Origin of the sequence: Kitasatospora sp. NPDC018058, from assembly GCF_044327205.1 — a bacterium.
GTDB lineage: Bacteria > Actinomycetota > Actinomycetes > Streptomycetales > Streptomycetaceae > Kitasatospora.
The window spans coordinates 17,851-31,073 of record NZ_JBIRFA010000047.1 but is presented as its reverse complement, the minus strand read 5'-3'; the positions used below and the strand labels follow the sequence as shown (position 1 = coordinate 31,073).

Annotated in this window: 16 protein-coding genes and 2 pseudogenes; 13 read left to right on the top strand and 5 right to left on the bottom strand. The window is 70.4% G+C overall.

The genetic code is table 11. The annotated features are described in order from the left end of the window. Window positions 1-52: 52 nt before the first annotated feature. The 6 genes and pseudogenes from gvpO to ACH4E7_RS38270 all read left to right on the top strand — a co-directional run. Window positions 53-322: pseudogene (gene gvpO / locus ACH4E7_RS38295) on the top strand (gas vesicle protein GvpO); the annotation flags it as partial. Then, the gene (locus ACH4E7_RS38290) at window positions 319-768 is read left to right on the top strand and encodes a gas vesicle protein (RefSeq protein WP_396253812.1); all 450 of its coding nucleotides are present in this window, start codon (window positions 319-321) and stop codon (window positions 766-768) included. The pseudogene gvpO and the gene ACH4E7_RS38290, both read left to right, overlap by 4 nt. Beyond that, a complete protein-coding gene (locus ACH4E7_RS38285; protein WP_396253811.1) occupies window positions 765-1,577 on the top strand; it encodes a GvpL/GvpF family gas vesicle protein in 813 nt (270 codons plus the stop codon). Before ACH4E7_RS38290 ends, ACH4E7_RS38285 begins: the two co-directional genes overlap by 4 nt. Further along, complete coding sequence (locus tag ACH4E7_RS38280; RefSeq protein ID WP_396253810.1) at window positions 1,574-1,822, top strand: gas vesicle protein; 249 nt, start codon at window positions 1,574-1,576, stop codon at window positions 1,820-1,822. The genes ACH4E7_RS38285 and ACH4E7_RS38280 overlap by 4 nt, the downstream gene beginning before the upstream one ends. 86 nt (window positions 1,823-1,908) lie before the next feature. Continuing rightward, window positions 1,909-2,172, top strand: coding sequence for a gas vesicle protein K (locus tag ACH4E7_RS38275; RefSeq protein ID WP_396253809.1), 264 nt, complete (start codon window positions 1,909-1,911; stop codon window positions 2,170-2,172). Between the two features lie 109 nt (window positions 2,173-2,281). Continuing rightward, window positions 2,282-2,467, top strand: coding sequence for a CsbD family protein (locus ACH4E7_RS38270; RefSeq protein WP_396253808.1), 186 nt, complete (start codon window positions 2,282-2,284; stop codon window positions 2,465-2,467). A gap of 534 nt (window positions 2,468-3,001) precedes the next feature. On the opposite strand, the gene ACH4E7_RS38265 is transcribed toward ACH4E7_RS38270, so the two are convergent. After that, window positions 3,002-3,520 (bottom strand): hemerythrin domain-containing protein, encoded by a 519-nt coding sequence (locus tag ACH4E7_RS38265; protein ID WP_396253807.1) that lies wholly within the window; start codon window positions 3,518-3,520, stop codon window positions 3,002-3,004. 511 nt (window positions 3,521-4,031) lie between these two features. Here ACH4E7_RS38265 and ACH4E7_RS38260 point away from each other — a divergent pair. Next, a complete protein-coding gene (locus ACH4E7_RS38260; protein ID WP_396253806.1) occupies window positions 4,032-4,157 on the top strand; it encodes a hypothetical protein in 126 nt (41 codons plus the stop codon). Between the two features lie 277 nt (window positions 4,158-4,434). On the opposite strand, the gene ACH4E7_RS38255 is transcribed toward ACH4E7_RS38260, so the two are convergent. Continuing rightward, window positions 4,435-4,668: a DUF6296 family protein gene (locus ACH4E7_RS38255; protein WP_396253805.1), complete on the bottom strand. Its 234-nt coding sequence runs from the start codon at window positions 4,666-4,668 to the stop codon at window positions 4,435-4,437. A gap of 767 nt (window positions 4,669-5,435) precedes the next feature. After that, window positions 5,436-6,486, bottom strand: a pseudogene (locus ACH4E7_RS38250) (IS1380 family transposase); the annotation flags it as partial. Window positions 6,487-6,647: 161 nt separating this feature from the next. Between ACH4E7_RS38250 and ACH4E7_RS38245 the strand changes: the two are divergent. From ACH4E7_RS38245 to ACH4E7_RS38235, 3 genes are all read left to right on the top strand, one after another. After that, window positions 6,648-7,193, top strand: coding sequence for a hypothetical protein (locus tag ACH4E7_RS38245; protein ID WP_396253804.1), 546 nt, complete (start codon window positions 6,648-6,650; stop codon window positions 7,191-7,193). Between the two features lie 468 nt (window positions 7,194-7,661). Continuing rightward, the gene (locus ACH4E7_RS38240) at window positions 7,662-8,057 is read left to right on the top strand and encodes a thiol-disulfide oxidoreductase DCC family protein (RefSeq protein ID WP_396253803.1); all 396 of its coding nucleotides are present in this window, start codon (window positions 7,662-7,664) and stop codon (window positions 8,055-8,057) included. A 627-nt stretch (window positions 8,058-8,684) separates the two neighbouring features. Then, the gene (locus tag ACH4E7_RS38235; RefSeq protein WP_396253802.1) at window positions 8,685-9,617 is read left to right on the top strand and encodes a YihY/virulence factor BrkB family protein; all 933 of its coding nucleotides are present in this window, start codon (window positions 8,685-8,687) and stop codon (window positions 9,615-9,617) included. A gap of 114 nt (window positions 9,618-9,731) precedes the next feature. Here ACH4E7_RS38235 and ACH4E7_RS38230 read toward each other — a convergent pair whose 3' ends face one another. Next, on the bottom strand, window positions 9,732-10,136 hold the full coding sequence (locus tag ACH4E7_RS38230; protein WP_396253801.1) for a hypothetical protein: 405 nt from the start codon (window positions 10,134-10,136) through the stop codon (window positions 9,732-9,734). A 93-nt stretch (window positions 10,137-10,229) separates the two neighbouring features. Here ACH4E7_RS38230 and ACH4E7_RS38225 point away from each other — a divergent pair, with 93 nt between their 5' ends. From ACH4E7_RS38225 to ACH4E7_RS38215, 3 genes are all read left to right on the top strand, one after another. Beyond that, window positions 10,230-10,562: a hypothetical protein gene (locus ACH4E7_RS38225; RefSeq protein ID WP_396253800.1), complete on the top strand. Its 333-nt coding sequence runs from the start codon at window positions 10,230-10,232 to the stop codon at window positions 10,560-10,562. A 600-nt stretch (window positions 10,563-11,162) separates the two neighbouring features. Then, window positions 11,163-11,819 carry a HemK2/MTQ2 family protein methyltransferase gene (locus ACH4E7_RS38220; protein WP_396253799.1) on the top strand — a complete coding sequence of 219 codons (657 nt, stop codon included), beginning with the start codon at window positions 11,163-11,165 and terminating at the stop codon, window positions 11,817-11,819. Next, entirely contained in the window at window positions 11,770-12,039 is a 270-nt protein-coding gene (locus ACH4E7_RS38215) for a CDGSH iron-sulfur domain-containing protein (protein WP_396253798.1), read from the top strand. Before ACH4E7_RS38220 ends, ACH4E7_RS38215 begins: the two co-directional genes overlap by 50 nt. Here the strand turns inward: ACH4E7_RS38215 and ACH4E7_RS38210 are convergent. Continuing rightward, on the bottom strand, window positions 12,013-13,062 hold the full coding sequence (locus tag ACH4E7_RS38210) for an iron-containing redox enzyme family protein (protein ID WP_396253797.1): 1,050 nt from the start codon (window positions 13,060-13,062) through the stop codon (window positions 12,013-12,015). The two genes, ACH4E7_RS38215 and ACH4E7_RS38210, sit on opposite strands and share 27 nt — an antisense overlap. Window positions 13,063-13,223: the final 161 nt, after the last annotated feature.

Here is a 13,223-nt window from a genome sequence, read left to right as displayed (position 1 = left end):
GGGCCCTGCCCGCCGACCCGGCGAACCACTCACGGCCCGTCACCGAGCCGAGCCGGAGCGGCTCGACGCGCGCAGCGCCGCCGCGCGAGCGACCGTCTACGTCCAGGAACTCACCGGGCGCAGTGCGGAGAGCGTCACGTCGCTCGACCGCACTGCGGACGGTTGGCAGGTTGGGGTGGAGGTTCTGGAGGCCCGTCGTATTCCTGATTCGACCGACATCCTGGCCGTCTACCAGGTCGTGCTGGACCCGGAAGGCGAACTCGTCTCCTACCGACGGGACCGCCGGTACCACCGGGGGCGGGCGAACGAGGAGCTGTCATGACTGAGTTGAGTGGCTACGGCGGCTCCGGCCCGTTGTCGCACCCGCCGAGGACGTCCGCGGCTCCACAGTCCGCAAGCCTGGCCGACCTGCTCGAACGGGTACTCGACAAGGGCATCGTCATCGCCGGGGACATCCGGATCAACCTCCTCGACATCGAGCTGCTCACGATCAAGATCCGCCTGCTGATCGCCTCCGTCGACCGGGCCCGCGAGATGGGCATCGACTGGTGGGAGCACGACCCGAGCCTCTCCTCCGGCCAGCGCAACCTCGCCGCCGAGAACCGGCTCCTGCGTGAGCGCCTCGGCCAGCTCGAAGCCTCCCACAGCGCTTCCATCCCCGCCGAAACCGACGACGTGCAGGACACCGTGGGCGGTCGGGACGCCGACACCCAACCCGCCCGCAAGACGTCCCGCACCCGGCGTACCTCCCGAATCGACCCCTCATGAGCACCCAACCGCCCACCAACACCTGGCTCTACGCCATCGCCGGCGCTGGCGCCGACCGCACCGTGCCGCCCGGTTTGACCGGCGTGGCCGGTGAAGCGCCGCACGTCATCGCCGGACCGGGCCTCATCGCGTTGGTGGGCGCGGTGCCGCGCACGGACTTCGACGAGGAGCCCCTGCGGGCGCGCCTGGAGGATGCTGTTTGGCTGGAGCACGCCGTCCGCGTCCACCACCACGTGGTCGACACCCTTGCCCGCACGGCCCCGGTGCTGCCCCTGCGCTTCGCCACCCTCTACCGCGACGACCAGCGGGCCGCCGCCATGCTCGAGGAGAACCGTGATGAGCTGCTGGCCTCACTCCAGCGCACCGCCGGCCGAGTCGAATGGGGAGTGAAGGCCTACCTCACACCCACCGGTCCGCCACTCGATACCGACGCCGAAGACGGCGATCCGCAGCAGGATCCGGCAGTCCGCCCGGGCACGGCCTACCTCCTGCGCCGCCAAGCCCACCGCCACCGACAGGAGCAGGCCTTCCAGCAGGCCACGGACGACGCCGTGAACGTCCACACCGTGCTCGCACGATCCGCTGTCGAGGCCATGCGCCACCCGCTCCAGCCGCCCGACGCAACCGGCCTCACAGAGCCGATGGTCCTCAACGGCGCCTACCTCGTCGAGCAGACCCGCACGGCCGCCTTCCACAAGGCCGTCAGCACGCTTTCCGCCCGCTTCCCCGGCCTCCGCCTGAAGACGACCGGGCCGTGGCCGCCCTACTCCTTCACCACGACTGCCCACCACGAGAACGAGCCGCGATGACCACCAGCCCCCGGCCAGCTGCCGCTTGGCCCGACCCCTCGCCCCTCGTGCCCGAGCGGCACGTGGCCCTGGTCGACCTGCTCGACCGCCTCCTGGCAGGCGGCGTGGTCATCGTCGGCGAGATCACCCTGTCCATCGCCGACGTCGACCTGGTCCGCATCAGTCTGCGCGCCATGATCGCCTCCGTGCGAGCCGCCATGGAACCCGACGCTCAGGGTGTCCACGACACCGGAGAGCCGACGTGACCTCGCCCGACCCCCCATCACGCGCAATGCCACCCTCCGCTGACCGCTCCGCCGCGTCCCCGCGTAGGCCGACCACCAACCGCCGCATGCCGCTGGAACCCGAAACAGTCGCCCGCGACCTCACCTGCCTGGTCCTGGCCCTTGTCGAGCTCGTGCACCAGCTCATGGAACGCCAAGCCCTGCGCCGCATCGACCAGGGCGACCTCGACGACGACCAGATCGAGTCGCTGGGCCTGACCCTGATGGCCCTCGAACAACGCATCGACGAACTGCGCGAGCATTTCGATCTCACCCCGGACGACCTCAACATCGACCTGGGTCCGCTCGGCCACCTGCTCGCCTCCGACTGACCCAACGGCGCCCCCGCGCCGAAGCAGCCCGTCACATCCGCTGGCCACAGGTATGGAACCCCAAGGCACGCCGAGGTGAATCAAGCCTCCGTCGAAGGAGTGACGCACCATGAGCGCCGGGAAGAAGGCCAAGCACACCGCAACCGCAGCCAAGGGCAAGATCGAAGAAGCCACCGGCAAGACGGTCGGCAACGAACGACTCATCGCCACAGGCAAAATGGACCAGGTCAGGGGCGCTACCGCCCAAGCCGGCCGGAAGGCCGAGGACGCCCTGAAGAACGCAACCGGCCACTGACGTCAACCTGTTGAACGCTGTCCGTCCGCCACTCCGATCGCCGCCAACGGGCGGACAGCCTATGCCGCCGCCATGGCCGCCCCTCGACATGATGGGCGATCACTCGAGCGTGGGCTCGACCGAATTGGGCTGGGTGTTCAGGTACTTGGTCCACCGGCCCCGGGTTGCAGAGCGGCGGCGTGGGCAACGACTCCGGTGTGAAGCAGCGGATCTCGGTGAGCTTCTCGTGGATCACCGAGACCTCGTAGACCTGGAACTCGGTGGGGTCGGAGCAGAAGTTGTGGCCGTCCGCCCTGGGGGTCGTCCTTGGGCTGCACTGGGCCGGAGAGACCGTTCATCCCTCGGAGAACGCACCATCCAGTTGGTCGTGCTGAAGGACGGAGGCTCTGCTGCGGCCCGGCAGACCGTGCTGGAGTCCCTCCACCGGCTCGGCACCGTCGACGCTCCCCAGCAGGCCGTGGTCGTGGTGCACGGGTGACTTGCCTTCGTGCGTGCCCGCCGGGGGCGGTCAGCATGTCGGTCGCAGGTCAGCGGTCAGCCCTCGAGCACGTCCGCGATCCGGTGCAACATTCCGCCGCCGGTCGGCTGGCGGGGTGCCGTTTCCCGGACGGCCCGCATCCTCTCGCCGATCTCTTGGAGCTCCTTGCGGCCGAGCACGGCACGGATGCGCGGGAACCAGTCGTCCTCCTCCTCGGAGATGTGCCGCCCCACGGCGTCGATCAGCACGACGACCTTGGCGTCGTAGCCCTCGTCGTCGGGGGTCATGCGGCTCAGCTCCTCGCAGAGCAGGTCGGCGACGTGGTGCTGCTGGCGGGCGCGGTCCATGTCCTCGGCGAGGTCGGGTACCTCCCGGCGGACCGTGGGGTAGACCAGTTCCTCCTCCAGGTAGGTATGGACGGTCAGCGCCTCGACGATCCGTTGGACCGTCTCACCCCGGGCCTTCCCGTCGCCTCTGTCGTCGCCGTCCCCGTCGGTCCGTTCGCGGTACTGGCGGAACAGCCGACGCACTTCCTTGTGGTCCTCTCGCAGCAGGACGATGGCATCGTTCGACATCGTTGTACTCCTCCTCGACGTCTCCCCCGTCCGGCAGAGCGTGTCCCCGCGCGGCCCCAGGCCAAACACCGCCACGGGCACGGGGCCCGCGCTGCGCGCCTACGCCCCGCCCGAGGAGTCGCGGCGACTCGCGGCCAGCGGCTGCGCAGCCAGTAACCGGTCCGGACACACCAGCCTCCGGGCTCCCCCGGCATCGAGGTGATCGTCTCGGACGGCTCGCGGCAACCCCGAGCCCGCCGGTCACCCCAACCGGTCAGCCCGACGGCCGTTCGACGGCGCCCACGGCGGCAACCCGCAGGGGCATGGTGTACCCCGCAGAACCCGTACGGACCCGTGCTGCGGCCCAGGCCGTCCGGCGGCCCGCTGAGCGGCCCGACCCGTGGCTGTTCACCCGCCCCACCGCCGCCTGTTCCTCGGCTGACTGTGCGAGGGGTGACCGCACGACGACCGATCGTCCCACGGACGCGGTGCTGTTCGAACGCGACGGCACGCTGATCCAGGATGTCCTGCAATGGCGAACGTGGCCCCGCTGCCGTTGGTGGAAGTGCTCGCCCCGACGGTCGTCGGGCTGCCCGAAGCGCGACTGCGGATCGACCTGCACGCGGACGCCCCGGTGGCGGGGTGCTGCGCCACATAGAAGGCCCGGTCCGGACCTCGCGGTGCTGCCCTACCGCTTCGGCACCCACTCCGACCGGGTTGAGGCCTGCTTCGACCTCGGGACGTCCGTCCTGGCCCCGCGCTGCGGCCATTTCGCCGAGCAACGGACCAGCCTGACCTACGTGCCACCGAGGCGTCTGCCGCACCCTGCTGGCCCAGGTGTGGCGGCCCCGGATCGGGGCAGCCGCCCGGCATGCTGCTGGTCAGACTGCCTATCGGCGGCGCAGTCTGGTGGTGAGAGCGCCGACGAAGGGTTGTCAGGGCAGGGGCTGGGCGTGCAGGCAGGTGTGCTGGCCCGGCCCGGCCGGTTCCGCGAGGGGCCGGGCCACCTCGCCGATGATTTCCACTTGAAAGGTGCCGGCTTCGTCCGCGTATACAGGCGTCCCGTCGGCCGTCACGGTTCCGGTGGCGTGGACGATGACGACCTCCGGCGGGCCGTGTCGGCCAGGCACGCCTGGCAGAGTCACCGCGTAGCGCGAGGGGGCGTTCATGTCACCGCCCTCTCCGGTGGGCAGGCCCGCCCGCGGCCGGCCGGCCGGGGGTGGCGCACGGAGCGGGGCGCGAGATGCCCGTCCGGCCTGTGAGGACCTCGACGCGTTCGAGCCCCCGGTTCCAAGGCTGTCCGCAGCGGGGACACGGTGCGACGCTGCGCTGGAGGAGGTCTCGGACGGGCTCACGGATGCTCGTCATGATGATCACCGCTGGGAGTCGCGGGGGCGGAATCGGGGCCGGGACCGGCATGAAGATCGGCGAACAGGGCCAGCAGGCCGGCGATCTCGTGGCGGGCCTCGGCCGGGTGGCGGAAGTGCGTACCGTGCGCGACGCGGTAGTGGTTGCGGCGTCCGTGCAGGGTGTGGATCAGATAGCCGGCGTTCTCCAGATCGGTGACGATCGCCTGCGCGGCCCGCTCGGTCACTCCGCACACTGCGGCGAGGTCCCGCAGCCGCACTTCCGCGTCACGCGAGATCATCAACAGCACCCGGGCGTGGTGCGTCAGGAACGTCCAGCCCCTGCGTGGCTCCCGCTCGTCCGACATACCACAAGTATGAACGCGGATTCCGGTTTTGCAATGCGTGATCTCCGGTTCCGCTGTGCGGCCCGATGAGACTCGCTTGCCGAGGCAGGGGTCGGGTTCAGGACTTGCCGCGGCCGGTGACGAAGTCGCGGGCCCGGTCCGGGTCGTCTGCCCGTACGTCGGGGGAAGGTTCGGGTCCAACGCGATGGTGAGGACCTCGGTCCAGGGCCAGTGGCGCGCCGGGCGGAGCCGCAGCTCCAACCGCGCGATCGCGGTGCCGATGGTATTGGTGGCGAAGCAGGTGATGCGCATGCCGTCGGCGTCGGCGATGCGCAACTGGGCGCCGGGGTGAGGCCGTTCCTTGCGCACGATCAGCCGCATGCCCTTCGGCCAGCCCTTGAGGACGTCGCCGGCGAGTTCGGCGACCCAGGCACCGTCCCGAACCTGGCCGTCCGGTTCGACGGCCGGGGTCCAAGCCGACGGGGGCACCAGGAGAACGGCCCGGTGGATCGCTTCGGTGATGACCATCCCGACCGAGTAGGACAGCCAGCGACCACGCTGGGTGAGCCAGTTCAGGAACTCGTGGGTGCCGCCGCCGGAGTCGGTGCGGATCAAGGTCCGCCGTCCGCGCCGGTATTTCTTCGGCAGCTGGGCCAGCGCCTGCCGGGCAGCTTCGATGTGGTCGGTGGCGGTGTTGCTGCCCGCGTTGCCGGGCCGCAGCAGGCTCGCGACCGGTTCTCCGGAACCCTGCGGGCCGTGGTCGACGAACGCGAGCAACGGGTGGTGCCCGAAGGTCTTTTTCCATGTCGCGGCGACGCCCTGCTTCTCGGAGTGGGCCAGGACCAGAACGCCGTCGAGGTCCACGATCACCTGGCCACCCACGTTCGGCGCCGCGTCACCCGGCCAACTTCCAGACACGCTCGCGGACTTCGGCCCGATCCTTCCGCACGGCGTCCAGCGCGCGGGGACCGGCCGTGGCCAGTGTGTCGACCAGTCGGGAGACGGTCGGATCGGGCGCGACCACCCCGAACACGTGGGGCTCGGGCCGCAGCACGCCGATGTCCGCGAGACAGTCCCCGCCCCACGCGACCGCCAGGGCGAGATCGAGCAGGATTTTTCCCGGGTCGTGGACGGCCCGGGCCTTGCGCCACGGCAGGAGTGCCGCCGACAGTGCGACGTCCAGACCCGCCCGGCGGGCTGTCTCTATCAGCAGCAACCCACCTGCCTGCGAGACGACGCCGTTGCCGTTACCCGACACCCGCAAGCGCGGGTAGTAACCGATACGCTTGCTCACCTGAAGAGTGCCTCCGGACGGCGCGGTCCACCTGGTCGAAGCCTGGGGTGGGCGGAGGGGATAAGCGGATGACGTCACCCGGCTCTCAAGAAGCCACTGCGGGGGCTCGGTCGGTGTGGGCGCTCACGCCGCTGGAGGGCGTCGGGCCCTTGCGGTTCGGCATGAGCATGGATGAGGCAGCGATGGCGCTGCCGGAGACCCCTGAGCTGCGACGATTCCAGGCCGAACCCTGGTTTCCAGAGGTCGTGGGTATCCAACTGGGGCTCAGCCCGGCGGAACCTGCCGTATACGAGTACTTCGACGACTCCGGCCGGCTGTTCTGCGTGGCGGTCGATGCCGTTCACGGGCCGCAGGTGACACTGGGCGGGGTGGCACTGGCCGGTGGCGATCCGGCCGAGCTGGAGCAATGGCTGCTCGATCTCCCCGACTCGATGGGCGGCGTGCGCTACGGGCCGCGCGGAAACCCTGGGATCAACGACATGGGCCTGGTCCTGCGAGTGCAGGACACTCCGACCGGACTGGCGACTCGGCCGGTGCTGGTAGGCCGCGACTGGGCCGACCGTTGCACCGACGACTGGGAAGGCGCGATCCCCGAATCCGAATGGGTCGGCCGCATGTGGCCCCACCCGTCGTTCCCAGAGCTTCGTGTCTGGCCTCCGGCCGGGGACCCGCCGGCCTGGGCCGATCGGTGGTCACCGCCGTTCTGACGGCGCGGGCTACTCGCGAGGCCGGCGCAAGCCCGGACGTCCTGGCGGCTATTCACCTGAGAAGTCCGGCTGCTGCAGAGAACAGAACTTCGTCAGCCCTCTTTCTCGCTGTTCAGAGGCACCCTCATATTGCCGACATCTTCCGGGTGGCCAGCCTCATGAAAGCACGAGGCTAACCAGACGCCCCGGTACGGGCACACTACCGGATCGCGTCCCCGGCTCGTCGTGTCCACCGAGGGGCGCGTCAGCCCGCTGCCTGGCCGATCCGCCGAGGCCACTGGCCGCACCCACGCCGTTGGCGACGCCCTGCGCCGCTTGTGTGCCACGTCTGCCCCGCAGCGGCACATTCATGCCCGAAATCTATGGAATTTAGCGCGAATTGTTGGTCGATCCACGTGGGTCAAGCCGGGCCGCGCGGGAGCGGCCGGGGCGGGAGAATGAAGGCATAGTAATGGTTTCCGGGATCCGTTGCTGATCTTCGATGGGGACTGTCCGTGGTGCTCGAAATGGGTCAGGTGGGCGATGCGTTCACCGGGAGGGAGTCGGTCCGCGGGTGGATGGGAAGCGATGGCCTTCCAGATCGCGGATCTGCCCGCGCTTGACAAGTGGGTCGGCGGACGGGGTGTGATCACGCCCGCCCGGTGCCAGCATCGTCTGCTGTGGGTCACGCCCGGCGGAAGGCAATATTCGGGTCTGGAGGCGTGCGCGCGGCTACTGATGCGCTCGAACGGCCCATGGGCGTATCTGGGCGGTCTTCTGGCCCTGCCGCCAGTCAGGGCGCTGGTCGGCCTCGTAGCGCTGCCGGTGACTCGGTACGGACACCGGACCTACCGCTATTCCCTTCCCGGACCCGGACGACAGTGACGCGACGAAGAGCGGCTTCCGACGCTAGGACAAGCCCAAGGACTCCCGCTACGACCGCCGCAGATCGTCATCGGCATTGGACGTCGCGCGGGACGGGATCCCGGTCCGCGGCTGGTGCTGGTGCTGGTGCGGGCCGAGCAACGCCTCCGACCAGAAGCTGATCCAGCAGGTCAAGGACGACATGCGAGACTGGACCCTAAGCAGGGGAGCGTGCGCGTCAAGCAAGTCCGGATCAGCGACACCGACCGCTTCGTCATCTGCCACAAACCTCGGATTCGGTACTCCAGGTCACCGAATTACATCGAACCCGGGGGCGGGAGCGCTGTTCTTTTCAGCGAGACGTGCCTCGGACTTCACCCTCGGCGGTGTCCTGCGGTGGCGACTGCCGTGAAGCGGATCGATCGGCATCCCGGTGGGTGGCGCAGGCATGTCGGGCGAGCCGCGGCCTCGCCCCGCCGACCGTCCACCGGCCCCGGATCGGCCGGTAGCCTGCCGCGCGACGGGGTAGACGCCTGTCGGACAGGCCCCGCCTTACGGAGCCGGACGACAAGAAGGCCAGGCATGAACCCCGTCGAACGCACACTCCGCACTCTCGATCACGCCCAGCAACACCACACTGTCCCGGGAATGATCGTCGGCGTGATCAAGAAGTACGGAGACGACCGCGGCAGTCTGCTAACTGCCCTCATCGCCTACTACGGGTTCATGGCCCTGATCCCGCTGCTGCTCCTGCTCAGCACCATTCTCAGCTTCGTCCTCCACGGACACCCAGGCGCCCAGAAGGCCATCGTCAACTCCGCGCTCGTCGACTTCCCCATCATCGGCGACCAGCTCCGCCAGAACGTCCACACCGTCCAGGGCAGCGGCCTCGCCCTCGTCGTTGCCCTCCTCGGCCTGGTATATGGCGTGCTCGGTGTCGCCCAGGTTCTTCAGCACGCCATGGCCGAGGTCTGGAACGTGCCCGGAGTCGTCCGCCCCGGCTACTTCCCGCGCCTGGCCCGCAGCCTGCTGCTGTTCACCACCCTCGCCATGGGCCTGCTGCTCGCCACCGCCGCCGCCACCGTCGTCGCCACCACTCTTGGCGGGCCGGCCGCCCACATCGGCGCCCTCGTCCTGTCCGCCTTGCTCAACACCGGCCTGTGCCTGGCCTGCTTCCGCATCCTGACTCCCAAGACCATCCCCACCCGCGCCCTGCTGCCCGGATGCGCGATCGCCGGGCCCCTGTTCACCGTCCTGCAGGCCTTCGGTGCCATCCTCGTGGCCCACCAACTGCGCCACGCCACAGCTGTCTACGGGTTCTTCGCAACCGTGATCGGCCTGCTCTCCTGGCTCGCTCTGGCCGCGACGATCACCATGTACGCGGCCGAGACCAACGTGGTTCTGCACCGACGACTGTGGCCGCGAAGCATTCTGCAGCCACCGCTCACCGAGGCAGACGAGAAAGTCCTGGGATCCATCGCGAACCAGGAAGAACGCCGCCCCGAGCAGCACGTCGACGTCGACTTCGAAGATGACAGCACGTCCCCCGAGGACGGGCGGCCGCACCAAAACGACACCTGACCCGGAAAGTTGGGACCAGGCGTAGGCCCCGACGAAATGAACGCGCTCGACCGCTGACCCAGGGAGCCGAGCAGGCGGCCGGCGGCTCTCGCTCGCCGAGCCCGCGGGCGCAGCTCACCGGCCGGTGCCAGCGCCCTTGAGCGGGGCGACCAGCAAAAGCAGCGTCTGGGCACGGACGGCCGCCGCGAACTCCTCGTGGCTGGCGAACGGGCCGCTCACCAGCAGTACGCTGCCGCGGCGGCGGGCAGCCCGCCGCCACTCCAGCCAGGTCAGACCCGGCCTGCCCGCGAACCACGACTCGCCACGCCAGGTCACCCGCACCGTGTCCCCTGCCAGGACGGCCGCCCAGTCGGGATCGGCCCGGTCCCACGTGCCGACAGGCAACTGGGGGTGCCAGCCGCCGCAGTCCCTGGCCATCGTCTCGGCGACAAGCGCCCGGGCGAAGACCAGGGCCGCACGGCCGGCGACGAACGCCGCCCACACCGAGCCCGGACACCGGCCGGCACCGTCAATGCTCACTCTTCACGCCCCCATCGAGTCCCGCACCCACACCGCTCACCTGTCGCCGCATTCGACCACGACCCCTGGCCCCGCCTCCACGACGGTTGAGAGGTGCGCGCGGTGAACGAGCGAGGGCGGGTACGCTGGCGGCGAGAGCGCGGTGTGCCGATCATCAAGGTCATGGCCGACAGCGTTCCCTCCCTCAGCCACGATGCCTTTCACCTCAGCGAAACGGCCCGCGGATTCGGCTGGGACGTCACCCGAGACAACGACATCCTGACGATGTCACTGCTCGACTGGCGGGTGTACGCGGTCCTGCGGCACGACGGCGGGTTCCGCTACGCGCGGGCCACCGGTCCCGGCAGCACCGCCGTGAAGCTGACCCTGCAGGAGGTCCTGGACGTCCTCGAGGAGTACGGCAGCCCGGCGCCTCCCGCACCGTAACCCACAGCGCGCGTTTTTCGTCCGCGGTCTTCCTCCCCTCCAGGCACCCATCGGCGCAGACGGCGCCACTGGCCTCGACCTACCAGAGCCGGTTGTAGGCCTTGTCCTTGGTGCCGGTGATGTGGCCGGTCTCCTCGCTCATGACAATGCTCCTTCCACGCCCCTGGTGGCGTCGGCCCCGCCGTCCCCGCAGGACGCATCGACGCGTCTGCCCGAAGGCGGGGCAATGAGGTGAACCTCCGTCCTGGTGCAAGCAGTTGGGCGAGGAGACCGCGTCCACGAGGAAGTACTCCTCCTCCACGCCGACGGTCGGCGGCAGCTCACGCCCCGCCCCGCACCCCGTACGGGGCGGGGAGCCTCTTCGCCTCGCTCCGCGCCGTCGCCCACCTCACCAGGGTCGTCCCCTCCGAGCGCGCCGTCATCCGGTACCCGTGGACCAGGCCCGGTGGCGGGCCGGCCGGAGCCGTTCGGCCGAGCGTCCGCAGCGGCCGTATCGGCTGTGGGCTTGCGATCGGGCGGTGCCGCCGACCGCGCGAGCCTGGTGCGACATGCAGCTGGTGTGACAGGTGTGAACGCTGCCGGAGCGGGCACTCGCCCAGCGTGCTGCTGATTCGACCGCCCGGGGTCTACTCACCCCAGGGGGACACGGAACTGCTGACCGCCTGTGTGCGCCGGGAGGCACTGGACGACTCCAGCCGCGTGCTCGACCTGTGCACCGGGACCGGGGCCGTGGCGCTCACCGCCGCGCGTAGCGGGGCGCTGGTCACGGCGGTCGACCTGTCCGCCCGGGCAGTGGCCGCCGCCTGGTGCAACGCCCGCCTTCACCGCGGCCGGGTCCGGCTGTGCCGGGGCGACCTGCTGGACCCGGTCCCCGACGAACGTTTCGACCTGGTGACCGCCAACCCGCCGTACGTCCCCATTGGCCCCGGCCGGCGGGGACCCGGCCGGGGCGCGGCCCTGGCCTGGGACGCGGGGCCGGACGGCAGGCTGGTCCTGGACCGGATCTGTCGGACGGTCCCGCGGGTTCTGGCCCAGGGCGGTGTGCTGCTGGTCGTGCAGTCCGACCTCGCGGACGTCCCAGCGACCCTCGCGCTGCTGCGTGCGGCCGGGCTGTGCACGTCGGTGGTGGCGCGGCGGCGCCAGCCCTTCGGGCCGGTGATGACGGCCCGGGCCGGCCTGTTCGAGCAGCTCGGGGTGATCGGGCCGGGTGAGCGTGAGGAGGAACTGGTGGTGGTGCGCGGTGTCCGCGAGCACTGACCGGGTCGCCACCCGCGTGATCGTCGTACCAGGAGGCCCGCTGCTGGTCGAAGGTCCGGTGGAGGTGATCCTCCCGAACGGTGTCCGGCGGCTCTCCGAGCGTCCGGTGGTGGCCTTGTGTACTTGCCGGCACAGCCGCATCTACCCGTTCTGTGACACCAGCCACCGCCGCCGCGCCCGGGCCCGCCGGGAGTCAGGCCGCGACGTCCTTGAGGGGTGAGCGTAGGGACGTCCGCCCGGCGCGCCAGGACCCGAGCAAGTGCTCGGCGAAGCGGTCGTCGACCGTGGTGGCGGCGGCGATGCCGAAGGCGATGTCCTCGGCCAGCTCGGGTTCGGTGGCGAGCAGCTCCTCGATGACGCCGCGGCGTACCAGCTGCTCGTGGACGGCGTCGGCTTCGACGTGCTCGCGGTAGAACAGGGTGCCGTCCGCGCCGCCGCCGAGCCGCTCCAGGGCTTCGGCAAGCCGGGCCGAGCCGGGCGAGGAGGTGATCTCGATGGCCGCGAACTGCCCGACCGCGGCGCCGCGCAGCGTGCGGTGCAGCCCGAAGAGGGTCATGAGGTTGACCACCGCCAGCATGGGGGCGGGCACCAGGTCCCGGTAGCGCCCGTAGCCGGGGTCGAGGCCGAAGGCGGCCATCATCCGGGCGAACAGCAGGCAGTGGGCCCGTTCCGGGCGTCCGGCGCCGTACTCGTCGTAGGCGATGGCCATGAGTGTGGCCTGCGCCGGGCCGTGGATCCGCGGCAGGACCCACAGCTGCGGGTCCGCCTCCTTGAGATGGTAGACGGACCGGTGCACCAGGTACTCCCGGGCGTGGTGGCGCTCCCCCTCTGCCAGCAGGAAGTGCGACGGCCCGCAGTCCGAGGACGGCACCGCCAGCAGCTGCTCCAGTAGGTCCTGCAACGGGGGCACCGGCTGCGCCTCGGCGCGTACTGCGGCCAGAAAGGACTTCTCCAGCTCGCGCCGCAGGGCGAGAAGCCCGGGATCCCACTCCCAGCCCGGGTGAACACCCGGCAGGCCCCGGTCGTGGAGTTCGTAGCACAGATGCAGTGCCAGCTGGTGGTCCTCGCCCCAGGGGTCGTCGGAGGGGCTGAGCGGCACAAGCCGTGGTCCCGTGGCGGGAGGCCCGGCCGCCACGAGTTCAAGCACTGCCGCCGACAGCGGCCCGCGTGGTTCGGGGAGCGGGGCGTCGGGCGTCCTCTCCCCCGGGCCCGGCGCCGATTCCTGCTGCTCACGTTCGTCCATGCTGTCCGTCTCCTCGCCTTCCGCCCCGCGGTACGCCGCGGCGGCTATCCCGCTGGCCCCGGCCCTGACACGGTTGGACCAGCCGCAACGGCACCGCCGGCACGTGGCAAGCCGTCGAGAGGCAATGCTTCGCCACAGGAGGACGCGGTCCGTCCAGGCGC